21 protein-coding genes are annotated in these 23,533 nt (G+C 35.9%); 8 read left to right on the forward strand and 13 right to left on the reverse strand.

Annotation, left to right across the window (positions count from 1 at the left end; all coding sequences use genetic code 11):
• Positions 1 to 13: 13 nt before the first annotated feature.
• Genes RHO12_05660 through RHO12_05680 form a run of 5 tightly spaced genes read right to left on the reverse strand, consistent with a single transcriptional unit; the run spans position 14 to position 5,995 of the window.
• The gene (locus tag RHO12_05660) at positions 14 to 505 is read right to left on the reverse strand and encodes a discoidin domain-containing protein (protein WVD67261.1); all 492 of its coding nucleotides are present in this window, start codon (positions 503 to 505) and stop codon (positions 14 to 16) included.
• A gap of 44 nt (positions 506 to 549) precedes the next feature.
• Entirely contained in the window at positions 550 to 1,710 is a 1,161-nt protein-coding gene (locus RHO12_05665; GenBank protein WVD67262.1) for a hypothetical protein, read from the reverse strand.
• An 8-nt stretch (positions 1,711 to 1,718) separates the two neighbouring features.
• Complete coding sequence (locus tag RHO12_05670; protein ID WVD67263.1) at positions 1,719 to 3,281, reverse strand: rhamnogalacturonan acetylesterase; 1,563 nt, start codon at positions 3,279 to 3,281, stop codon at positions 1,719 to 1,721.
• An 11-nt stretch (positions 3,282 to 3,292) separates the two neighbouring features.
• Positions 3,293 to 4,411, reverse strand: a complete 1,119-nt coding sequence (locus tag RHO12_05675) for a pectinesterase family protein (protein ID WVD67264.1) — start codon at positions 4,409 to 4,411, stop codon at positions 3,293 to 3,295.
• An 18-nt stretch (positions 4,412 to 4,429) separates the two neighbouring features.
• Complete coding sequence (locus RHO12_05680) at positions 4,430 to 5,995, reverse strand: oligogalacturonate-specific porin KdgM family protein (protein WVD67265.1); 1,566 nt, start codon at positions 5,993 to 5,995, stop codon at positions 4,430 to 4,432.
• A 316-nt stretch (positions 5,996 to 6,311) separates the two neighbouring features.
• Between RHO12_05680 and RHO12_05685 the strand changes: the two genes are divergently transcribed.
• Positions 6,312 to 7,844, forward strand: coding sequence for an MFS transporter (locus tag RHO12_05685; protein WVD67266.1), 1,533 nt, complete (start codon positions 6,312 to 6,314; stop codon positions 7,842 to 7,844).
• Between the two features lie 178 nt (positions 7,845 to 8,022).
• Here the strand turns inward: RHO12_05685 and RHO12_05690 are convergent, their stop codons facing one another.
• The 6 genes from RHO12_05690 to RHO12_05715 all read right to left on the reverse strand — a co-directional run bounded on the left by RHO12_05690 (position 8,023) and on the right by RHO12_05715 (position 13,564).
• Positions 8,023 to 8,901: an arginase family protein gene (locus RHO12_05690; GenBank protein WVD67267.1), complete on the reverse strand. Its 879-nt coding sequence runs from the start codon at positions 8,899 to 8,901 to the stop codon at positions 8,023 to 8,025.
• A gap of 75 nt (positions 8,902 to 8,976) precedes the next feature.
• A complete protein-coding gene (rfaC, locus tag RHO12_05695) occupies positions 8,977 to 9,945 on the reverse strand; it encodes a lipopolysaccharide heptosyltransferase RfaC (GenBank protein WVD67268.1) in 969 nt (322 codons plus the stop codon).
• Between the two features lie 5 nt (positions 9,946 to 9,950).
• Positions 9,951 to 11,006 (reverse strand): ADP-heptose--LPS heptosyltransferase RfaF, encoded by a 1,056-nt coding sequence (rfaF, locus tag RHO12_05700; GenBank protein WVD67269.1) that lies wholly within the window; start codon positions 11,004 to 11,006, stop codon positions 9,951 to 9,953.
• A gap of 34 nt (positions 11,007 to 11,040) precedes the next feature.
• Complete coding sequence (gene rfaD / locus RHO12_05705; protein ID WVD67270.1) at positions 11,041 to 11,967, reverse strand: ADP-glyceromanno-heptose 6-epimerase; 927 nt, start codon at positions 11,965 to 11,967, stop codon at positions 11,041 to 11,043.
• 104 nt (positions 11,968 to 12,071) lie between these two features.
• Entirely contained in the window at positions 12,072 to 12,833 is a 762-nt protein-coding gene (locus RHO12_05710) for a methyltransferase domain-containing protein (protein ID WVD67271.1), read from the reverse strand.
• Positions 12,830 to 13,564 (reverse strand): 1-acylglycerol-3-phosphate O-acyltransferase, encoded by a 735-nt coding sequence (locus tag RHO12_05715; protein ID WVD67272.1) that lies wholly within the window; start codon positions 13,562 to 13,564, stop codon positions 12,830 to 12,832. The genes RHO12_05710 and RHO12_05715 overlap by 4 nt, the downstream gene beginning before the upstream one ends.
• 63 nt (positions 13,565 to 13,627) lie before the next feature.
• On the opposite strand from RHO12_05715, the gene mnmD reads away from it, so the two are divergent.
• The 4 genes from mnmD (at position 13,628) to RHO12_05735 (ending at position 16,947) form a co-directional block, all read left to right on the forward strand.
• Positions 13,628 to 14,335, forward strand: coding sequence for a tRNA (5-methylaminomethyl-2-thiouridine)(34)-methyltransferase MnmD (gene mnmD / locus RHO12_05720; protein ID WVD67273.1), 708 nt, complete (start codon positions 13,628 to 13,630; stop codon positions 14,333 to 14,335).
• Between the two features lie 173 nt (positions 14,336 to 14,508).
• Entirely contained in the window at positions 14,509 to 15,456 is a 948-nt protein-coding gene (locus RHO12_05725) for a ribose-phosphate pyrophosphokinase (protein WVD67274.1), read from the forward strand.
• 53 nt (positions 15,457 to 15,509) lie between these two features.
• Positions 15,510 to 16,094 (forward strand): aminoacyl-tRNA hydrolase, encoded by a 585-nt coding sequence (gene pth / locus RHO12_05730; GenBank protein ID WVD67275.1) that lies wholly within the window; start codon positions 15,510 to 15,512, stop codon positions 16,092 to 16,094.
• Positions 16,095 to 16,377: 283 nt separating this feature from the next.
• Positions 16,378 to 16,947, forward strand: coding sequence for a MarR family transcriptional regulator (locus tag RHO12_05735; protein WVD67276.1), 570 nt, complete (start codon positions 16,378 to 16,380; stop codon positions 16,945 to 16,947).
• Between the two features lie 52 nt (positions 16,948 to 16,999).
• Here the strand turns inward: RHO12_05735 and uxuA are convergent, their stop codons facing one another.
• The gene (gene uxuA / locus RHO12_05740) at positions 17,000 to 18,181 is read right to left on the reverse strand and encodes a mannonate dehydratase (GenBank protein WVD67277.1); all 1,182 of its coding nucleotides are present in this window, start codon (positions 18,179 to 18,181) and stop codon (positions 17,000 to 17,002) included.
• Positions 18,182 to 18,263: 82 nt separating this feature from the next.
• Complete coding sequence (locus RHO12_05745; protein ID WVD67278.1) at positions 18,264 to 19,028, reverse strand: GntR family transcriptional regulator; 765 nt, start codon at positions 19,026 to 19,028, stop codon at positions 18,264 to 18,266.
• A gap of 266 nt (positions 19,029 to 19,294) precedes the next feature.
• On the opposite strand from RHO12_05745, the gene RHO12_05750 reads away from it, so the two are divergent.
• From RHO12_05750 to RHO12_05760, 3 genes are read left to right on the forward strand one after another with little or no spacing between them, the layout of a single operon-like run.
• Positions 19,295 to 20,764, forward strand: a complete 1,470-nt coding sequence (locus tag RHO12_05750) for a fructuronate reductase (protein ID WVD67279.1) — start codon at positions 19,295 to 19,297, stop codon at positions 20,762 to 20,764.
• Positions 20,765 to 20,779: 15 nt separating this feature from the next.
• Positions 20,780 to 22,186, forward strand: coding sequence for a glucuronate isomerase (gene uxaC, locus RHO12_05755; protein ID WVD67280.1), 1,407 nt, complete (start codon positions 20,780 to 20,782; stop codon positions 22,184 to 22,186).
• Between the two features lie 26 nt (positions 22,187 to 22,212).
• Positions 22,213 to 23,520 carry an MFS transporter gene (locus RHO12_05760; protein ID WVD67281.1) on the forward strand — a complete coding sequence of 436 codons (1,308 nt, stop codon included), beginning with the start codon at positions 22,213 to 22,215 and terminating at the stop codon, positions 23,518 to 23,520.
• Positions 23,521 to 23,533 lie beyond the last annotated feature (13 nt).

Genomic DNA, 23,533 nt, shown 5'->3' on the forward strand with positions numbered 1-23,533 from the left:
GTTCCTAATATATTTATAATATAACTTTTTGAGTTGGTAATAGACTTGTGCTATTAAAATCGACGTCATTAATAGCGCTCCAATTATTATAGTTAGTGCCAAAGGTATTTAATCTTATATATTTCGCTGTAATAGGATGAGAAAAGACAAATTTTTCTGCTAATTTATTCTCAATTGCCGTTGTTTGGTATTTACCGGGTATATCTACCCATTGATTACCATCAAGTGAATAAGAGATAGAAAAGGATAGTAATCGTTCTTTTGATTTAAAGGAATTAATAGCAATATTATCAATTTTTTCCTCTTGCTTAAATTCAAACAAAACCCAGTTATTTTTACCTGATGCCGCCCATCTTGTTGATGTGTTGCCATCGATCAAATTAGCCGGGGTATGATTACTTTTTTGGTCATAGCTAGACGCGCTAACGGTTTTAACATCCACAGCGTAAGCACTAACTGATAATCCTAAAACACTAACAATAAAAATAGCACGATATAATTTCATACATAATCCTTAAATTCTAAAATTCATTAATAAATCTTATAGAGTTAAAACTTGCCATTGCCGGCTAGTTTTTCATAATTAAGACGCGTGTTATTGACAGGATCTAACTCATATTTATAAGGGATAGACCAATTAGTTTTATTATCAAAATGACATTTGCTCCAATCCAACGATGCGTGATTAAAAACTGAATTAGTATCTCGAATGTTATTGCTGTTAAACGCTTTGACTATTTTGCAGCTATCCTTCAAGCCATCGATTAAAAAGAGGTTATTTTCAGAAATGACACTACTTTTAACGCCTAAACCAATCGAGTAAAAGTAAGGGTAAACTATTTTTGATTTGTCGGTTGAACCTTCAAAAAAATTATTGTACATATGTATTTTGCCAAAACGGACTCTTGGCGTGCGCTGGCGAACATTAGCAAAAACATTATGATGAAATGTGATATGCAATTTATTTTCATCTTGATTATCATTTTTATCATTATGACCAATAAGGATCGTTTTATCATGATTTTCAAAAAAACAATAAGATACAGTAATAAAATCGCTACCCCGTTTTATATCTAATAAGCCGTCATGCTGAACATATTTCCAACCATCTTTTTTTGTATATTGATCATCGGTAAATGGTCCATCAGTAAATGTTACATGGTCAATCCAAATATAAGTGGAGGCAATAACATTTATCCCATCCCATTCAGCGTTCCAACCATCGCCCTCTTCAAATTTTGGTGCAATATCGACTGGAGACTCTATATGTAAGTTACGAATAATAACGTTGCTAACGTTTGATAAAACCAATGAACCATGAATAAACCCTGCATTCTCATCAACGCCAATTAATGTTGTATTACTGGGAATTCTAATTAAAGAACGTGCTCTTTGGTCATCAAAATCTTGATACGGCTGGTTTTCACTCATGTCAATAATGCCTGAAATTTGAATAATCCGAGGTTGCCCTTTATTAATATTAATAGCAGTTAACAACGCTTGCTTATTTTTGACTAAAAAAACCATACTGCTATCAGCTTTTGATCCACCTATGGTACCGGTATTAGTCACTTTATCAAAACCACCAAAACCATTAGCTGGTGCAACATCCTTAGCTTGTTCAATCATAATAGGAAATGAAGGCAAAGCACTGACCGATAAAGAATATACAGCTAAAAGTATTATTGATGCATTTATTAGTTTCTTCATTTTAAGCCCTATTCATTAATATAATCAGACTCTATTTTTAGTGGGAAATTTTGCAAAGAGGACATATTTTTAATTGCCTTAGCTATAATTTTAGCCATTGCCAATGCGCCTTTTTCTTGAAAATGCGTGGTATCAGGATTGTTAGTCGTGCCTAAAGATTGGGTTTTGTAATATGGATATCGAGCATCATTAGGATCAATCACTAACCAATAAGATTGCCAATCATCTTGGTGTCGATTAGCAAAATCAATACTCAGCTCCTCAAGATCAATTAATGGGATATTATTTTTTTCAGCTACAAACTTTATGGTATTAGAATAATTTCCCCAATACAAAAAGCCATTCTTATTTTTTGTGTAATGATTGCTAACGACAGGACTAACATCATTATTTTGATATGCGACTTGATTATTAGTATTACGAAAACGAGTAACAGGCGTCATTAAAATGGGTACCATACCTTTTGCTTTTGCAAAATTGATATAACGCTCTAAAGACGTTGAAAAAGACATATATTCTTGCCCGACCGGATATTGTTTATTATTATCAAGATCGTTAGGATAAGTGCATAAATGAGCAATATCCGCCTCACCGCGCTTTGCATTACTCACGTCACACTTTTCATCATTATGACCAAATGCGATAATGATATAATCACCCTCTTGCATAAATGGTACCATCAAATCTAACCATCCCTCATTATAAAAACTTCGGCTAGAACGCCCTGACTGAGCACCGTTGATTACAATAGTATTTGCATCTTTGATTATGAATTTATCAAATACTTGTCCCCACCCCATTCTTGGATAGACTTTTTTATCATAGTTTGATGCGGTTGAATCACTAATAATAAAAATACGTTTTTCAGCGTTTAGTATGTGTTCTTTTTCATTTAAAGACTGGGTATAATCAAAAGGTGTTTGTTCACTGATGGGATTAAATCGCATGTCTAATAATATAGTGTTACTTGTTTCTCCACTATTAGAGTTATACCCTCGATTATGCATAATAAGCTCAAGTAGCTTATTTATTTTAGGTTCGTTAGAACTGATTGGATTAAATAATTGCGGCGCAATACCAACTTGCTGCAATGCTGTTGCAAATATGTTATAAAAACGATTATTGGCTTGAGCTATAATATTACTTTCTATCGATTGCGCTCTTCCATCAATGATGAATTGCGCAGGACCGATATAACCTAACCTTTCTGCGATATCGCTGACAATCAAATCAGTTAAAGGATTAACGTTAGCGATATTAACTTGATCTTTTTGTAATGTATTAATCAATGACGATATACAATTGCTAGCATTGCCAGTATTACATGGTGACAACAAATTGTTATTTGAAGAAATCGTAATAGGTGCAATCAAATTAGAGACATCGATTCGATAAAACCCGTTTTCATCGGTCGCGGTCGTTAAATTAATATTTTGTGCATCTTTGATGATAATCAGGGAATTTTCTACGGGTTTATTAATATAAACGTGCCCCTGTAATATTGTCGAAGCTGAGACCTTGCTTATCATAAATAAAGCGATAAAAAAACTAACGACTAACCTCTTTTTCATACGACCACCATTTAACGCTTATCGCTAACATATTGTATATTAACTTGTTTTTGAAAGTATTGGCTTGGCCAATCATTAAAAATATTTTCAATGCGATAAATATCTGCTTGTTTTTGAGTTATTAAAAATTTATTTTCGATTTCATCTCCCCTTAATCCTTTATTATTAAATTCATAAAAACGACTGGCTTCTGGGTAAAACCACTGTGTGTTACCATTGATATCTTTGCCTGACATTTTGTCCCAGCCATAAATATGATCACCAATATCATTATTAATAAACAAGGCAAAGCCTATTGCATTTGGATCGGCATATCGACCGTCAGAAAATGTTGTTGTAGGATGCCATGGTCGCCCTAACGCGAAAGTATTGGCTGGAACGTCTTTTTCTTTAGTTAAGCGACTGTTCATAATCACTAAGCCAAAGGGTTGCTTTATATTAGTGCTTGGCGCGGTAATATAACCATATATATCATCAACATCATAACGGGCTCTAGCGATTAACTCGCAATCATCAATGACAGCAACTCCGCCACCAAAAATAAAATCGACATGACCAGATATAATAGAGCGCGTGAAATAGCTACGGCTATTATCTTTTACATAGAGCGTATCTTGAAATCCTTCTAGCTTAACGTTATCAAAACGAATATGGTCACTATTATTATTAATTAAAACTGTAACGGCTTGAGTATCGACAAGGCGCTTAGGATCATCTTTTGATAAAGATTGATTAGCGCGATAGTCAAAGCTATTTCGAATAGTTAGGTGAGTGATAATAATATTTGACGCACTAACAATAAATATTGCAGATCCTGTAGTACCAACTTTAGCCCCCAGTTCATCAAGCATGCCAGCGGCGAGAGCATATTCAATAATTGTGCTATCTTGACTTTCACCTATTAATGCGACATTGGCATTTGTAATATTAATTTTCTCGTTATAGACACCATTTTTAATAAAAATAGTAAATATTTTATTTTCATTGATCTGTTTATTTGCTGAAAAAATAGCGTCATTAATAGATTTAAACTCCCCCTTTGAAGGAGATAAACTCACCACTGCATCATAACTTTTAGCAAAAATAGGTGAGCTCATTAAAATCATAATAAAAGCTAAAACTATTTTCATTGTTGGCATGCCCCGCTATTAAAATGCATAAGTTAGTCCAAGTTTTAATTTAGCTTCCCTCGCATTAGAATGGATATTTTTCGCAACATCTTGTGCAGCAAAATTAATTTGCCAATCATTGACGACTTGCCAATTAGCGGTAATCTCTTGTTGATAATCATGTCGTTTATTATTTTGTAAAATATAATTACCTTTTAAATATGAGACGCGATAGCCAACGTTCCAATCCGAAATTGGCGCAAAATCAACACCAATGTCAAAGCGGTTTCTTATTCTGTTACCCACGTAACCTTGAACACTATCTTGCCGTTTATTACGAGATACTTTGCGGTATTCAAAACGGTATTGACCATAGAATGCTAAACTATTGCTATTTTGCCACGTCAATTTTAAACCAGGAGTGTAACGAGCGCCCGGCCTTTGAGAATCACTAACATCACCGACTTGATAAGTTGGTAAGTTATTTTTACTTTTAGCTTTGTATCCACCACCGGAATAGAATCTAGCTTGCAGGCTTGGTGTTAAAACTAATTGATCCATTAGATAAAAGTTATAACCGCCATACATTTGATAATAGTTGGAAACGATATCATCAATAAAGACTTTGTTTTTTTGTTGATTATAGGTATCGACACTGATACCAATAAAAGCATTTTTATTAAAATCAACATATAAACCAAAATTGTCACCATGATAATGCGAGCTTGTGCCATAACTATGTGCATAGTTAAAATAAGTTTGATATGCCATCTGTGAGTCAGGGTTGTTTGATGCGCCAAATAGATAATTAAACCCAACTTTAAACTTGGCTTGCCTAGAATCAGTTAGCTTATTTTTTGAAACATCGGACAGCGAAAAATAAGGCCTTAATAACTTAGAATAATTCCACGTCATTTTGAATTCTTGCTCATAATCGACTTTCTTACCGTTATAAGTCAAGTATTTATTTTTTATTAATTTTCCATTAGAGACGCTATAAGGCGTATTAGTATAATCGCCGATATAATAATTAAAGATATATGATAAACCCAGTGCTTTGAGCCCTGAATAATTTATTCCCCAATCGATACGGTGACGACCGATGTTACCATTTGCAAGATAGCTAACATCCTTACCAGCAATTTTGCTCGTTTTATAACGTTCTGATTGTGATATTTTCTTCCATTCATAGCGATAGCGTAAATTTGTTGACCAATTACTATTAATTCTATGAGCATATTTAATTCCTGGCTCAAATAACGTGAAATCTCTACCAAAATCCACTTCAAAAGAAGGAATTAATGAACCTAAATTGTTAGGTATTGTGTAAACTCGCTGAATAACTACGGCACCAGAGCCACCTTGCATATCATCATAAGCGACATCATAGCGACTGCCACCGCCTGCTGAAGTACTAAATTTAAATTCATACTGCCAATTGTCGCTCGTTTTATGAATTAATTTTAATGTATCAGCATGCCGTCTATCCATCGATTTCCAATTATGTTCATACTGAAAAGTTGTTTGTCCTGAATCTGCATTGATATAGAAAGAAAGTGAATAAACGACAAAATACAATGATATTTTTCTCAACTTGCAATACATTATCACTATCCTTTTTATTTATTTTTTATGAATTGCTGTTTCATATTTTTAATTTAATTTTATAAATTTTCTGTTAACAGGATCACAATTTAATAAAAAAACAAATATTATAATTATAACAATATGAAATTAATTAATTTTTAATAAAAATTATTATTCTATTCATCTAATCATTCCCCCCCTAAACTCGTTAACAGATAAATAAAAAGAGATCTATGTCTCATTTCCGTAAAAAAACTAATAACAAAAAATAATAAATTTAGTATCTTTTAATAATTATTTTAAAACGGCATTTTAATTTAAAAGGTGAGACTGTATGATTAATAATCAAAGAAAAATAACAGTACTAACTAGATTTTCATATGGTAGCGGTAATTTGATAGGAAGTGGTGCCTTGGCAATCAGCGCAGCTTGGCTTCTTTACTTTTATACTACTTTTTGCGGATTGTCTGTTTTTGAAGCAACGTTGATTTTTTCTATTGCAACTTATTTAGACGTGATTCTAAATCCCTTAATGGGTTTTATTACTGATAATTTTTACCAAAATAAACTTGGTCGTCGATTTGGTCGTAGGCGTTTTTTCATTTTACTCGCAATCCCTTGTATGGTTATCTATCCTATGTTATGGATTAATGGTATGAATTTTTTGTATTACCTTACAACGTATATTTTATTCGAAATAATCTATACCATGATTATGATCCCTTATAATACTTTACCTGTAGAAATGACAAAGAATTTTGACCAAAGAACTTATCTCGCGGGGTCAAAAGCGATGTTTGGTAAAGTTGCTAACTTTTTAGCGGCAGCCATTCCGGGGATCTTCTTTTATATCTTTCATGGTAACAATTCTCCAACACCATTTCTATTTACAGGTATTACCTATGCAACGATTATGGCAATTGCATTAATTTTACTTTATTGCAATAGCTGGGAAAAAGCGATAGAAGAAGTAGAAGATGAATCAACAGAGGGATTGATTGAAGGGGTCAAAAAATTATTTTTAGATGTTTATTCAACATTTAGACTCAAAACATTTAGAAATCACTTAGGAATGTACCTTTTTGGCTTTGGCGCCGAATGGCTTTTTGCTGCAACTTTTACCTATTTTATTGTATTTAATTTGGCTCAACCAAGGGCGTTTGTCTCTGAAATGAACTCTTTGAGTAGCATTTGCCAATTAATTTCAACGGCATTTTTTATGGTATGGTGCGCAAAACATGGATTCAAGCGCCCCTTTATCATTGCAATTTTAATCGTTATTTCATCTGTTATTGGTTATGTCGGTGTATTTCATTTCAACTTACCACATATTACTTGGCTTGTCGTTGCAATCACCATTTGGTTCGGTTTAGGGACAGGCGGTGTTTATTATATCCCATGGAGTGTATATACATTCTTGGCAGATATTGATGAAATACTCACAGGCCGACGCCGTGAAGGAATATATGCGGGGGCAATGACTATGTCAGGGAAATTGATGAGAGCAACCGTGGTATTTTTCCTTGGCTTAATATTGAGTCACTTTGGCTTTAAATCTGGCATACTCGAAGCTCAACCTGATAGTGCGATTAGCGCAATAAATGGTGTAATGCTTTTCGGTGTATGTGGAATGGCAATACTAGGTATTATCTTTACTTACAGAATGAAGCTCAGTAAATCAACACACTCACTGATAATTAAAGAACTGGAAAGGGTAAAAAATGGTGGTAGCAGAAAAGACGCGACACCTGAAATTAGAAAACTCGTTAAAGAGCTGACTGGATTCGATTACGACTGTTGTTTTGGTAATAACAATGTTGGTTTTAAATCCCATAAAGAAGCTTACAATAAAGCTATTCAATTATGAAGGAATAATAGCGTATCGGTGTAGATAATATACCATGTTACAATTAATTATTGCTTAATATATGAATATTTTAAGATGTAGATAAAATTAATAAAATGATGAAAAGTGCATCGTCAATTTTCATCATTTAGTTTTATATAAATAAACTGTTTTATTTAGTGGTATAAACTTTAAAAGACTAATTAAAGATATCCAATCTTTGGAAAACATTTTTAAGATAATAAGCATCCCATGGAAGGTACTCTGCGATACTAAAACCAACCACATCGGTCGCTTTAAAAATAGTCACTAAATAATTCATCAGTTCTTCTAGCCCCATTTTACCCACTGCTGCGTTATCTGGAATCGATTTTAAATTAGGATCATTAAAATAGAGTGAATAGAATACCTTAGGATCTAACACATCTAAATCTAAGTGAATCGCAATTTTTTTAAAGTTATTAACGGCTATCCAATCAGTAATTTGAGTAAGTGTTATTTTTTCTTTTCTGCTATCTTGATAATTAATTTTTAATTTTGCTAAGATTTGTTTTTCTTGCTGCGTTGGTTCTTGCAGCCCTAAGTACAAAATCTGGCTTGCTTTAAATGGATGACTAACGAGGCTTGATAACTCTCTATCGCCATCATGTAATAAATTAGCCAGCACCATTGCGTGCGAATTATAAAATATATCAGGATTAGAAATATCGGGGTGAGAATCAATCCAAATGATGCCTAATTGCTCTTTATATTTGCCGTGTAAATAGTCAAAGGGAACCTGTGATACTAAGCAGTCACCACCTATCGTTATAATTTTATCTGGGCTTTCTCTTTCAATTTCACATTTTGCTAGTTCAATATTACTCTTCACCGCTTGACGGCCGGTTATACCGCCTTCAACCGCTAACGCTAAATTATCTGGCTTTTTGACATTAATGGTTATTTCTTTCTGATTGGTATTTTTTGGTAAAAGTAATGAAAGAAACTCAGCACCAAAATAATAGACAGGATTATTGCCACCTTGCCAGTCAGGGTATTTAACCCTTAATGTTTTGAGCCCTCTTTTGTCTGAATTCATCTATCCCCCTATAAAACAATAAAAATAGCCAATAAAATCGAATAATTAACCAAGAAATTGCTTTTAAATAAATGATTAAATGATCTCAGTCAATTTGTCATAGACGTCTGTTGCTAAAATGGTTTGCATACTTTTTTGCGCTGAAATAAAACTATTTTGATTTTGACCATAACCACCAATCAATTGGGGATCGGTTGGACCATAAAGTGTAATATTAGGTCTATCTAACGCAGCAGCTAAATGACTCAAACCAGTATCTACTGATACAATCGCCTTAGCGCCAGCCAAAATAGTGGCAATCTCAGCTAAAGATGATTTGGGCAATACTTCCACATGAGAAAACTCCTTCGCTAATCGAACTGAACGTTCATATTCATGATTAGATCCCCATGGTAGCTTAATTTTATAGCCTGTCGGTGCAATAAGTTTTATTAATGTTCGCCATTCGCTCTCCGTCCAATGTTTATCATCTCGGGTAGTTGAATGAAGAAAAACTAAATAGCACTGATTATCTTCGGGTAAAACAGATAAAAAGTGTTTAGCTATCGCATAATCTCCTACCTTTTTGGGCAAAGGATAATTCAAACTTTGCGCAAATAGCTGCCGCACACGCTCAACGGCATGGACATCTTTCGCAACAAAATGTTTTACATCATAAAACCAACTTGCTAATGGTTCTCTCGCACTTTTTTTGTCTAAGCCGTGTTTAATGCCATTAGCCTTACGTGTAATAAGAAAAGCACTTTTGATCAGCCCTTGAGCATCAATCACGCAGTCATAATGTTGTAACTGTAGTTGTTCAATAAATTGCTTTCGTTCTGCTCGTGTATCGCTTGCAAACCAACTTTTACGCCAACGCCGAATCGCAACAGGAATGACACGATCAACCGCAAAATGCCAACTAGGGATCTGGGCAAAATTTTCTTCAACTACCCAATCAAAACGAATATCTTTAACGGCATTGCTTGCATCAGTTAATGCTGGTAATGAGTGTAAGACATCGCCCATCGATGAGGTTTTTACTACTAAAACTCGCTTAGTCATAATGGTTATTCCGCTACCAGATGAGATGCGTCATTATCAAGTAGCTTCATTAATCGTTCAAACACAAGTTCAGGCTTTATATCAATTAGGCTTTGATGGTAGCCCGCTTGGTCATCCCCTCTACGTACTTTATGATAACCACTAATTAATCGAATAATTTCAGCTTTATCTGATAATGGTGGTGTAAAATCTGGGCTACTTGGGCCATAGAGCGCAACTAATGGCCGACCTAAAGCAGCAGCAATATGCATTAGGCCCGAATCATTAGAGACAATAGCTTTGCAGCAAGCAATCAAATTAACCGCTTGTTCTAACGAGGTTGAACCGGCTAAATTGATACATCTTTCAGGAAATGCCATTTGGCTAATTATGGCATCACCAACTTGCTTATCTTTATCTGAGCCAAAAATAACAATTTTTGCTTCTTGTTCAACTAACATATCAGCAAGCTTGGCATAGTGATAATCAGGCCAACGCTTAGCGGGGCCAAACTCAGCACCAGGGCAAAAACCAATTAACGGCATCTGCTCAGGTAAGTTGAACTCAATTTTAGCCTTAATGGCATCTTGAGCTTCAACAACAAGCTTTGGATAAAGTAACGGTTTAGGCAAATCGTTGGCTGAAAGCACTTTATCCTTTGGATAAGCTAAAGCAATATAGCGCTCAACCATTAATGGAAAAGCTTGTTTATCAAGCGTGCGAATATCATTTAATAAACCATAACGCTGTTCACCTTTCCAACCCGTTCGTTTAGGAATACTAGCAAAAAATGGAATCAACGCCGATTTAAATGAGTTCGGTAATACTATCGCCTGCTCATAATTATCATTACGTAATGATTTACCAAGCTGATACCGCTGCTTTAAGGCAAATTGTCCATGACCGAGTGGCATTGGAATAGCTTTACTCACTTCTGGCATTTTATTAAGCAGTGCACGGCACCATGCCGGTGCCATTACCTCAATTTCAGCTTCAGGGTTGATTGTTTTCATTACCCGATAAAGGCTTTGTGACATCATCATATCACCTACCCAAGACGGTCCGATAATTAACGTTTTCATACGGGCTCTCAAAAAGACAAATTATACTGTAAACTTATTTAGCATTTAACCACTGCATATATTCTGCGGTGCCTTGCGCAACGGTTTTAAACTCAATTGGGCAACCTGTTTGTCTAAATTTAGTTAAATCTGCTTGGGTAAATGTTTGATAACGGCCCTTTAGGTGGTCAGGAAATGGCGTGTACTCTATTTCACCAGTCTGTTTATAAGCTAGAACGGCATCAGCAACAGCTTGGAATGATTCTGCTCGCCCCGTGCCACAGTTATAAATGCCGGATTTTTGATTTTGCCAAAACCACAAGTTAACAGCCACAACATCGTCTACATGAATGAAATCACGTTTAAAAGTATCACTTCCTGCAAATAATTTAGGTTTTTCACCTTGATTAATTTGTGTATTAAGATGAAATGCTACGCTTGCCATACTGCCTTTATGCTGCTCTCTTGGCCCATAAACATTAAAATAACGAAACCCACACACTTGTGATTTGGCGCTTGGTAAAATTTCACGAACATATTGATCAAATAAGAACTTGGAATAACCATAAACGTTTAACGGCTTCTCAAATTGTCTATCTTCAATAAAATTATCCGTTCTGCCACCATAAGTTGCCGCTGATGAGGCGTAAATAAAGGGAATAGTGTAATCAAGGCAATAATGTAGTAAGTCTTTAGAATAACTGTAGTTATTTTCCATCATAAACTTGCCATCCCACTCAGTCGTTGACGAGCAAGCACCTTCATGAAAAATAACGTCAATACCTAAATCTTCACCTGAAACGATTGCGGCAATAAATTCGTCTTTATCCATATAATCAGCAATATCAAGATCGACAAGATTGCTAAATTGCGTCCCGTTCGTCAAATCATCAACCACCAAAATATCATTTCGACCTTGGGCATTTAATCCCTTAACGATGTTACTACCAATAAAACCCGCGCCGCCTGTTACTACTATCATAATATTTACCTTTCATACTAAAATAATTTATTAATATAATATCGAGTTGTTGGTTATTTTCATAGTCTTTAACAAAATATCAACTATTGTATGCCAACATAAAACTAATCCTTTTTCGCTACTACATGAATATATCGAGCTAAACCAATGTAAGGCTCTTGCTTGCAAAACTGCTTTTCTAATTCTAACAATTGCTCAAAACGAGTTTGTTGCTTTTGTTTATCAGCTAAATAATCGTGAAAAATACGAATTCCCGTTCTATTAATTATATTAAAACTCAGCTGTTCAAGCCAATAATAGACATCATCTGGCTTTCTAGGATGATCTGGTGATAGTGTTTTCTTTTTGCGTTTATTTAAATCAGTTTGTGCATAACCAAAATTACCAAGTGTTACAGTTCTAAATAATAAGCCATGATAGTTATAAAACATCAGTGATAAAATACCATCAGGCTTAAGTAACTTTTTTAGTGATGATAACAGCCCAGGCCCATCAACAACCCACTCTAATACTGCATGACAAATAACAATATCAAAGGAACCAGATAATTCTTGAATAGCGCAATGTTGATAGTTTAAAGAAACATCATCGGCCTTGGCTTGTGTTTTAGCAACATCAAGCATTTGTTGTGAAATATCACATAGTGTAACATCGTGTCCAAGTTTAGCCAGCTTACAGGCCATTTGACCTTGCCCACCTCCAGCATCGAGGATAGAGAGTTTTTGACTTTGCGGAAATTGCGCTAATATTGACACCATATCCTGCCAAACAATAACTTCGCGAATTTTACCCTTCGTTGTGCCATAAATATTCTTAGCAAATTTGCTGGTAATGTCATCAAAGTTACGATCGATATTTATACTCATGATTTTTGACTATGTAATGCAGCAACTTCTTGATCTAGCTGTTTAATTTTATCTGACATCATTTGATAACAATGATTCATCAATGCCTTCGCCTCTTCTTTTTTCATGTTAGATGTATCAATAGGAGCGAGCATTTCGGTGATAACATAACCGTTATTCCAGCGATTTAATTTAATTTGATTAGTATTAGAAATGCAAATTGCTACAATCGGAACACCTGCAGCAATTGCAGTACGAAAGGCACCGGTTTTAAATGGCAATAACCCTCGTCCATTACTACGTGTTCCTTCTGGAAACATCCAAATAGAAAGGCTTTTCTTTTTAATTTCATTAACCACTAACGTTAATGTATCACGCGCTTTCGATTTATTATCGCGATCAAGTAAAATATTGCCAGTTAGCCAATAAAGCGGTCCAAAAAAAGGCACCCATACTAGGCTTTTTTTACCGACAGTAACGGTTCCAGATTGTACAATTTGGCCGGCAACTAAAATATCATAATTATTTTGATGGTTAGCAATAAATACGCTGCTACCAATATTTTCAATATTTTGGTATTTACGGGTAATCACTTTTACACCGAATAAAACCCTAAAAGTCACACTGAAAATATGCGCAAATACTGCTACGTTCTTAGGATTACGAGGATTAAATAAGCAAAAAACAACACCGCCAACGCAAATCAAAACACCTAAAATAATACCCACCATCAATCTAAAAATAAAAATCATAATTTACCTCTCAAATTATTGTAAGCTATTATATGCAACTATCTTAATTAGAGAAACAGATAAATGACGACAACTAATATTGTTTGGTACGATAGTGTAACGCCATTATCAACTCATTTTAATGATGTCTACTTTAATAGTGATGGTGCAATTGCTGAAACACGCTACGTTTTTATTGAAGGCAATAAGTTAAATGAACGCTTTTTAGCTCACACTCAATCAACATTTACTATCGGCGAAACTGGATTTGGCTCAGGGCTTAATTTTCTTATTGTTTGGCAGCAATTTTGCCATTTTAGACAAAAAAATCCCAATCACCCATTAAAACGACTGCAATTTATTAGTATTGAAAAATATCCGTTATCAGCAGATGAATTACAGGCAATTTATAGCGCAGTGATTAATGAGCCTGATTTACTTAACCTTGCTAGACAACTTGAAAAACAGTGGCCTTGCCAATATTGCCAATTTCCTGATGTAGATTTAAACGTGTTTTTTGCCGACATTAACCAATTTTCATCACAATTAATATCATCAAATTTGCTTATTGATGCTTGGTTTTTTGATGGTTTTTCGCCAGCCAAAAATCCTAGCATGTGGTCAGCTGAGTTATTTTCAGCACTATATGAACGGACGGCACATAACGGAACATTTGCTACTTTTACGGCGGCTAGCGAAGTTCGACGCAATTTAATCAAGGCAGGCTTTAATGTACGCAAACATCAAGGCTATGGAAAAAAACGCGAAATGTTAATTGGCTGTAAAGGTTAATAATTAAAGCATACCGATCTATTTACTATCGATAAAATATCGCGATAAAAGTAAAAATTTAAAACAAATTTCCACATTCTAGTTGAGGATTATCCATAATTGATTATATAATTACAAGCCTGATTTAACAGATTACTGATAAGTAGTCAATTATATACGCTTGAGGTCTATTCGTGCCTGACATGAAGCTTTTTACTGGCAATGCAACACCAGAGCTGGCAAAACATATAGCAAATCGTCTTTATACATCACTCGGTGATATCGTCGTTAGCCGTTTTAGCGATGGTGAAGTGAATGTCCAAATTAATGAAAATGTTCGCGGTGAAGATGTTTTCATCATCCAATCGACTTGTGCTCCAACTAATGATAATTTAATGGAATTGCTTGTTATGATTGATGCCATGCGCCGTGCATCTGCAGGTCGAATTACAGCTGTTATTCCTTATTTTGGTTATGCAAGACAAGACCGCCGAGTGCGTTCTGCTCGCGTACCAATTACGGCAAAGGTTGTTGCCGACTTTTTATCAACGGTTGGTGTGGATCGAGTTTTAACTGTTGACCTTCATGCTGAACAGATTCAGGGATTCTTTGATGTGCCGGTTGATAATGTTTTCGGTAGTCCAATTATTTTAGAAGACATGCTACAACAAAATTTTGAGCACCCTATCGTGGTATCGCCAGATATTGGTGGTGTAGTGCGCGCTAGAGCGATTGCTAAACTACTTAATGATACCGATATGGCAATTATCGATAAACGTCGCCAACGCGCAAATGAAGCTGAAGTGATGAATATAATTGGTGATGTAGCGGGTCGAGATTGTATCTTGGTTGATGATATGATTGATACGGCAGGCACACTTTGTAAAGCAGCCGATGCTTTAAAAGCACGCGGTGCAAAACGTGTATTTGCTTATGCAACGCACCCTATTTTTTCGGGTAAAGCGGTAGAAAATATCAAAAATTCAAAAATTGATGAAGTTATCGTTTGTGATACGATCCCTTTAACGCCGGCAGTTAAGGCGCTAAAAAATGTTCGTCAATTAACTTTATCAGGAATGTTGGCTGAAGCAATACGACGAATAAGTAATGAAGAGTCTATTTCAGCAATGTTTCACTACTAAATATTATGCATCTTAAGACCAATAAATAATTATTGGCTTAAGATAATATCAATATGACAACCATTAAACTTATCGTTGGACTTGCTAATCCTGGCAGCGAATATGCGCAAACACGGCATAACGCTGGAGCATGGTATGTCGAACAACTTGCCCAGCGTTTTAATCAATCATTAAAAAATGAAGCAAAATTTTTTGGTTATACCGCACGCATCAATATCGACGGTCAAGATATCCGCTTGTTAGTGCCGACAACCTTTATGAATCTAAGTGGTAAAGCGGTTCAAGCCGTTGCCTCATTTTATCAAATCAAAGCCGAAGAAATACTTGTCGCCCATGATGAATTAGACCTTAATCCCGGAATTGCTAAACTAAAATTGGGTGGCGGTCATGGCGGACATAACGGTTTAAAAGATATCATTAGTAAGCTAGGCAATAACCCTAATTTTTATCGTTTACGCATTGGCATTGGCCACCCAGGCGATAAAAATAAAGTGGTCGGATTTGTCTTAAATAAGCCATCACAACCAGAGCAAAATCTTATCGATCAAGCTATTGATGAATCGGTACGTTGTACAGAGGTATTGGTTAAGCAAGGCATAGAAGCCGCAATGAATAGGCTGCATAGCTTTAAAACTTAAAATCGTTACACACCATATTCTTTCCTTGCTAAGTACAGATCCATGATAATGGCAAATCGTTTGTTATTGTTGGATAAACTTATTTATATCCCATAAAATAAAATATCATTATTTACGCAACGACATAATCCCCTTTCACTCCAATTTCTTTTCGAGATATTTTATTTAGATAACATATTAACCATTAAATATATTTAGGTACCTAAATATATTGCAATAAAAAAAATAACCATTATAATAAATTTTAGTTCGGCACCTAACTAAATTTAAAATAAGGAATCTTATGCAAAATAAAATAAAAATTATGGAAAACTTACATTATAGTTTCAACCTCCTTCGCCGTAATAAACACCAAAATAAAGATTTTATACGAGGAAAAGGACGATTATTCTCGCTGCTGAAAGAGAATGAAACAAATGGTATCACACAAGGTGAATTAGCTGAAAAATTAAGAGTTCAGCCCTCATCAATGAGTGAATTAATACAAAAATTAGAGCATCATGGTTTTATAACCAAAAAACAAGATGAAAATGATAGGCGTTCATTTAAGGTTTTTCTCACCGCAGAAGGTCACGATAAAATTACCGAGATTAAAGCAGAAAAAGCACGTTTTATCGATGCACTTTTTAAGGATTTTTCATCACAAGATACTGAATCTCTATCGGCGCTACTCGAAAAATTAACCTTATCACTTAAGGAATTTTCTGAACAGCAGGTAGATGAACGTCATCATCAACATGACCATAAAGAACATCACGGTCATCGACATGGTCGGCATCACCATGGCGATTCGCACCGACATCACCATGCTCATGATAACCGTATTGACAAAAACAGTCTTGAACATCAGTGAGCCAATATTGCCAGCCATCAGGCTAGCAATATTTTATAACAATATCGTACTTTCACTCAAAAAAGGCTTTACGAATCGCGTATTCAACTCCGCGGATCTCAGCAAGTCCACGCAAGCGACCAATCGCTGAATAGCCCGGATTTGTCTTTTTCTTTAAATCGTCTAACATTTGATGCCCATGATCTGGACGTACCGGAATAAGGCGCTTATGACCTAATTTTTTACGGCGCTCTTCTTCGGTCACTAAAGCTTTAATCACCGCATACATGTCTACATCACCCGCTAAGTGATCCCCCTCATGAAAAGATAACGGATTATCTTCGCGCACTGTCGCACGTAAATGAATAAAGTGCACACGATCAGCAAATTTCTCTGCCATCTTGGCTAAATCATTGTCATCTCTAACACCATAAGATCCTGTGCAGAAACAAAAACCATTATGGACCGTATCTACGGTATCTTTGATCCATTGCATATCCTCAATGGTTGACACGATTCGTGGTAAACCTAAAATGGGCCGTGGAGGATCATCTGGGTGAACCGTTAATACAACATCGACTTCTTCAGCAACAGGGACTATTGCTTTAAGAAAATAGGCATAATTTTCACGTAATTTAGCTTTGTCGATACCATCATAAGCAGCAAGCTGAGCCCTGAATTTTTCAAGAGAGTACCCTTCTTCAGCGCCAGGTAAACCCGCGATAATATTCTTTACTAGTTTGTTTTTTTGCTCTGTACTTGCCGTTTCATAATATACCTTAGCGGCCAAAACATCGGATGCTAGGTAATCTTTTTCAGCATTTTTACGCGCTAAAATAAAAATATCAAATGCGGCAAATTCAATTTGATCAAAACGTAATGCCTTTGAACCATCTGGTAGTTCATAAGATAAGTCGGTACGGGTCCAGTCTAATACCGGCATAAAGTTATAACATATAGTATCAATCCCACAAACAGCTAAATTACGAATAGATTGCTGATAATTAGCAATATATTTATCATAATCACCCGTATGGGTTTTGATTTCTTCATGAACGGGAATGCTCTCAACAACAGACCATGTTAATCCTTTGTCTTCAATCATTTTTTTACGTTCTTGAATCTCTTCAACTGACCAAACTTGGCCATTAGGTATATGATGTAAAGCGGTGACAATTCCAGTTGCCCCTGATTGTCTAATGTCATCCAATGATACCGGATCTGTTGGCCCGAACCATCGCATTGTTTGCTCCATTTAGATCTCCTCAATATTACAGTCCAAAAATTAATTTTAATAAAATGAAGAAATAAACAATGCTGGCTAGTTACCAATCTAGTTACTCGTTAACAATAATTGCTACCGGTATAGACTCAAATAGATAACCATCAAAATTTGGATCTTCACTGTCAGAAACAGCCATTAAAGTCTGCTTCACATTTTCTAAATGCTGCCACATCGCCTGTCTAGCAGCTTTTGCATCTTTCATTTGTAAGGCTTGCAAAATTTTCTCATGATCATATAACCATTTTTTACGATAACTATGATCTTGAATACGGCTATGTAACTTATGCCACATTTTACTCGCATGGCGTTTTCGCCATAAATCATCAAGTAAGCTTTCTAGCACTGAATTTTTCGTCGCTTTAGCAATCGTAATATGAAACATTTCATCAGCACTATAATCATCTAAAAGTCCATTCTCAAGGATCTGCCTTTCTTGCTCTAAAATAGTACGCAGCGCCAATATTTCTGACTTTACAATCTGGGTTGCGGCAAATGCAGCAATATTGCTTTCAATCAATTGCCTTGCTTGCAAAAGCTCAAAAGGACCAAAATCGGTTTCTTCAGGTAATGTATCAAATTCAGATAATGTTTCATTTGGTAAACCAATTACATAAACGCCCGAGCCTTTTTTTACGGTAATTAAGTTTTCTAACTCCAACATAATTAAGGCTTCACGAACCACGGTACGGCTAACACCAAAAGTATCAGCGATATCCCTTTCTGGTGGGAACTTATCACCTATTTTATAAGCTCCCCCTTTTAGCAATGACTTTAACTCGTTGCCTATTTCTTGATAGAGCCTATTTACAACTGACATACCACTATTAACCTCGTGAATTTCAAATTTAGGTGAATTATACGCTAATTATCCTAACTATCAGAAGCTTACATTAAATAAATTATAACAAAAAATTGGTTTACCAATATTAAATGACAGATCAATATATTGTCAAAAAACATTAGCAAATAAACCAAAAAACGAGATTTTAGTCACAAAAACAGAAAAATAAAGATGAAATATTTAACTACTAATGAAAATATGTCTAACCAAAATACTAATAAATATTAATCATGGTGAATGAAATGTTAAGCTTAGCAAATCTTCCTCAATCAATAACAAACCGTCCAAACTATAACCGCAATAAGATGGTAGCTAAAATTGTTCATATTGGTTTTGGTGCTTTCCATCGCGCCCATCAAGCGCTATTTACCGACCGACTGCTGAATACAAATCTGAGTAATTGGTCGATTTGCGAAGTAAATATTATTGGTGGTGAACAGCTTATTAGCGATATTCGCAAGCAAGATCATCTATATACCGTTTTAGAAAAAGGAGCGCATAGCGAGCAAGCATTTATTATTGGCAGCATAAAAGAGTCGCTACATGCATCAATCGATGGTATCGAGGCAATTATTGAAAAAATGGCAGATCCCGCTATTGAAATCGTATCATTAACAATAACCGAAAAAGGTTACTGCATTTTGCCTGGAGGATCTGGGCTGGATCTTAACAATCCGTTAATTAAAGCCGACCTTGCCAATCCAAATAACCCGCAATCAGCCCCAGGGTTGGTTGTCGAAGCTTTAGCTAGAAGAATGAGAAAAGGTGTTGCTTCGTTCACGGCATTATCTTGCGATAATATTCCTGAAAATGGTCTCGCCCTTAAAATGGCGGTCATTGATTTAGCCAAGGCACGAGATCCAAAACTTGCCGAATGGATAAATGCCAATACCACTTTCCCATGCACCATGGTTGATCGAATTGTTCCAGCTGCAACGCCTGAAACCTTAACCGAAATAACCGCGATACTTGGCGGCGTACAAGACCCATGTGGTATTGCTTGCGAACCTTTTATTCAATGGGTTATCGAGGATAACTTTGTCACTAGCCGGCCTAACTGGGATCAAGTAGGAGCCGAGTTTGTACAAGATGTACGGCCTTATGAAGAGATGAAACTACGCATGCTTAATGGTAGTCACTCATTTTTAGCTTACTTAGGTTATTTAGCTGGTTATAAGCATATCAACGATTGTATGCGTGATGAACATTATAAAAAAATCGTTTTAAAATTAATGCTGGACCAACAAGCACCGACATTAAATGTTCCTCCGCACGTCAATTTGCAACACTATGCAGACAAATTAATTGAGCGTTTTAGTAATCCTGCGTTAAAACATCAAACCGGCCAAATTGCAATGGACGGTACACAAAAACTCCCTCAACGCATTTTGGACTCAATCCGCTGGCACATTGAACATCATTCTGATTTTTCCTTACTTGCACTTGCTGTTGCCGCTTGGATGCGTTATATCGGAGGGAGCGATGATAATCACCAACCAATAGTCATTCAAGACCCGATGAAAGAGCAACTAATCACATTAGTAAGTAACAGCAACGATGGCACCGAGCGCGTTAATAAGCTATTAAGTTTACATGCTATTTTTGGTTCAGATCTACCGAATAATGAACAATTTAAACAGCATGTCACCGCACATTATCTGTCCTTAATGACTAAGGGCGCGAAACAAACGATAAAAAATTTAAATCACTAATATAGGTGCAATATAATGAAAAACTTCCTTGATGATAATTTTTTACTAGAAACTAATGCTGCCGAAAAACTATATTTCGAGTATGCGCAACAACAACCCATCTACGATTACCATTGTCATTTATCGCCAAAAGATATTGCTGAAAATAGAAACTTTACTAATCTGACCGAAATATGGCTTGCTGGTGATCACTATAAATGGCGTGCAATGCGAACCGCAGGCATTGATGAAAAATTTATTACTGGTGATGCTTCAGATTATGAAAAATACCAGGTTTGGGCTAAAACCGTTCCTTTAACGTTGGGTAATCCAATTTATCATTGGACTCATTTAGAACTGCGCCGCCCTTTCGGTATAAAAAATATACTTTTCAATGAAAAAAGTGCAGAGAAAATTTGGCATCAAACTAATGAAATGCTTGCCATGCCTGAATTTTCGACTGGTGGGATTTTAAAACAGATGAACGTAAAATCGATTGGGACGACAGACGATCCGATTGACTCATTGCAATACCATAAACAGATAGCTGCCGATAATGACCGACCAACAAAAGTGAAACCAAGCTGGCGGCCCGATAAAGTATTCAAAATTGAGTTACCTGGTTTCGTCGAGTATCTTAAACAGCTAGGAATGGTTACCGATATAGAGATTAGCTCATTTGATCAACTACTTTCTGCCTTATCTAAACGCTTAGATCATTTTGAAAAAAATGGTTGTGAAGCCTCTGATCATGCTATCGATATCGCACGTTATGCTGAGATCCCTACCGAAAAAAAACTGAATGAAATCTTATCTAAACGGATTAATAACCAATCGTTAACCGAATTAGAAATTGCCGAGTTTTCAACCGCGGTGCTCGTTTGGTTAGGCAAACAGTATCATAAGCGTAATTGGGTAATGCAACTCCATTTAAGTGCTTTACGCAACACTAACCAAAGAATGCTTAAAATACTAGGTCCTGATACCGGCTTTGATTCTATTGGTGATCACCCTATAGCGACGCCTCTATCTTGCTTACTGAATCAATTAGATTTGACCAACCAACTGCCTAAAACCATTTTATACTGCTTAAACCCTAGAGATAATGAAGTAATTGCCTCGATGATTGGTAATTTTCAAGGCCCCGAAATAGCCGGTAAAATTCAATTTGGTTCCGGATGGTGGTTTAACGATCAAAAAGACGGCATGGAACGCCAGATCACTCAATTATCACAAATCGGCATATTAAGCTTATTTGTCGGAATGTTGACCGATTCACGTAGTTTTTTATCATTTACTAGGCATGAGTACTTCCGTCGTATTCTTTGCAATCTGGTTGGTAACTGGATGGAAAAAGGGGAAATACCTAATGACTTTAATCTAGTTGGCAACATGATCAGCAATATTTGTTATAACAATGCAGCTCGTTACTTTTCTAAATAAATAATAAAATAAATGAAGAGGTAAGTATGAAAGCCTTGGCAACAACAAAAACATTATCCGCAAAAACAACATTTAAAAATTTAAGATGGTTGATTTTAATTTTGTTTCTATCTGGTGTTACCGTTAACTATATCACCAGAAACTCCTTGGGAATTTTAGCATCAGAGCTCATTTCAGATCTGAGCATGACAACACAAGAGTATTCCTATATTGTTGCGGCCTTTCAATTTGCCTATACGATTTTCCAACCGTTATGTGGTTGGTTTATTGATTTTATTGGTTTAAAGTTAGGTTTTTTTATTTTTGCAGTAATATGGAGTGTTGCCTGTATCTTCCATGCGGGAGCGGCTAATTGGATAGAGCTCGCCATCCTGCGTTTTTTTATGGGAGGCGCAGAGGCCGCCGCAACGCCTGCTAATGCAAAAATTTTATCTGAATGGTTTCCCAAAAAAGAGCGCCCTGTCGCCGCTGGTTGGGCGGGGGTTGGTTTCTCTATCGGCGCAATGCTCGCCCCACCGATTATCGTTGTGTTTCACATTGCGCTAGGTTGGCAAGGTGCTTTTATTATATCAGGAATTCTTGCCCTCATCTGGAGCTTTATTTGGATAAAATTTTATACATCACCCGAAAAAAACAGACACCTCAGCCAAGAAGAACTTAAATATATTAAACAAGATAATGAGTCCGAACAAGCCAAATTACCTTTCTTAAAATCATTAAGCTCATTAGTTAAAATGAAAAAATTTTACGGAATTTGCATTCCTGCCTTTTTAGCTGAGCCGGCTTGGGCAACCTTTAGTTTTTGGGTGCCATTATATTTAGCACAAGAAAAAGGGATGGATATCAAACAAATTGCTATGTTTGCTTGGTTACCTTTTCTTGCTGCTGATATCGGTAGTATTGCTAGCGGGTATTTAACTAAACTATACATTCGTCTATTTGGTTACACACGTATTAATTCAATTATTGCTAGCTCTATTACAGGCGCTTTTTTAATGGTCTCTTTAGCATTTGTTGCCATTACCCAAAGCCCTTATATCGCAATTTTACTCATCTCTATTGGTGGATTTGGACACCAAGTCATCTCTTGTATGTTAAGTGCACTTGTCGTCGATAGTTTCGATAAAAATCAAGTTGCCACCATGAATGGTATGCGAGGATCCTCTGCTTGGATAGCAAGCTTTATTTTCTCATTAATTATTGGCGCATTTTCGCAAACAATTGGTTTTGGCCCGCTATTTATTGTAATGGGCTTTTTAGACTTAATTGGCGCAATTTTCCTCGTGTCATTAATTTGGGAAAAAAAGCAAAAAATAACTGGGATAGTTCAATAATAAGCTGCCAAAT

This window comes from Orbaceae bacterium lpD02 (genome assembly GCA_036251875.1).
Classification (GTDB): Bacteria; Pseudomonadota; Gammaproteobacteria; order Enterobacterales; family Orbaceae; genus Orbus; species Orbus sturtevantii.

Bases quoted from the DNA above. Each gene is read 5' to 3' on its own strand.
- RHO12_05715 (WVD67272.1), bottom strand. From the start codon at position 13,564: ATGATTTTTATTTTTAGATTGATGGTGGGTATTATTTTAGGTGTTTTG.
- RHO12_05670 (WVD67263.1), bottom strand. From the start codon at position 3,281: ATGAAAAAGAGGTTAGTCGTTAGTTTTTTTATCGCTTTATTTATGATA.
- RHO12_05665 (WVD67262.1), bottom strand. From the start codon at position 1,710: ATGAAGAAACTAATAAATGCATCAATAATACTTTTAGCTGTATATTCT.
- pth (WVD67275.1), top strand. From the start codon at position 15,510: ATGACAACCATTAAACTTATCGTTGGACTTGCTAATCCTGGCAGCGAA.
- rfaF (WVD67269.1), bottom strand. From the start codon at position 11,006: ATGAAAACGTTAATTATCGGACCGTCTTGGGTAGGTGATATGATGATG.
- mnmD (WVD67273.1), top strand. From the start codon at position 13,628: ATGACGACAACTAATATTGTTTGGTACGATAGTGTAACGCCATTATCA.
- RHO12_05760 (WVD67281.1), top strand. From the start codon at position 22,213: ATGAAAGCCTTGGCAACAACAAAAACATTATCCGCAAAAACAACATTT.
- RHO12_05690 (WVD67267.1), bottom strand. From the start codon at position 8,901: ATGAATTCAGACAAAAGAGGGCTCAAAACATTAAGGGTTAAATACCCT.
- RHO12_05680 (WVD67265.1), bottom strand. From the start codon at position 5,995: ATGTATTGCAAGTTGAGAAAAATATCATTGTATTTTGTCGTTTATTCA.
- uxuA (WVD67277.1), bottom strand. From the start codon at position 18,181: ATGGAGCAAACAATGCGATGGTTCGGGCCAACAGATCCGGTATCATTG.
- RHO12_05710 (WVD67271.1), bottom strand. From the start codon at position 12,833: ATGAGTATAAATATCGATCGTAACTTTGATGACATTACCAGCAAATTT.
- rfaD (WVD67270.1), bottom strand. From the start codon at position 11,967: ATGATAGTAGTAACAGGCGGCGCGGGTTTTATTGGTAGTAACATCGTT.
- RHO12_05685 (WVD67266.1), top strand. From the start codon at position 6,312: ATGATTAATAATCAAAGAAAAATAACAGTACTAACTAGATTTTCATAT.
- RHO12_05750 (WVD67279.1), top strand. From the start codon at position 19,295: ATGTTAAGCTTAGCAAATCTTCCTCAATCAATAACAAACCGTCCAAAC.
- RHO12_05675 (WVD67264.1), bottom strand. From the start codon at position 4,411: ATGAAAATAGTTTTAGCTTTTATTATGATTTTAATGAGCTCACCTATT.
- rfaC (WVD67268.1), bottom strand. From the start codon at position 9,945: ATGACTAAGCGAGTTTTAGTAGTAAAAACCTCATCGATGGGCGATGTC.
- uxaC (WVD67280.1), top strand. From the start codon at position 20,780: ATGAAAAACTTCCTTGATGATAATTTTTTACTAGAAACTAATGCTGCC.
- RHO12_05745 (WVD67278.1), bottom strand. From the start codon at position 19,028: ATGTCAGTTGTAAATAGGCTCTATCAAGAAATAGGCAACGAGTTAAAG.
- RHO12_05735 (WVD67276.1), top strand. From the start codon at position 16,378: ATGCAAAATAAAATAAAAATTATGGAAAACTTACATTATAGTTTCAAC.
- RHO12_05660 (WVD67261.1), bottom strand. From the start codon at position 505: ATGAAATTATATCGTGCTATTTTTATTGTTAGTGTTTTAGGATTATCA.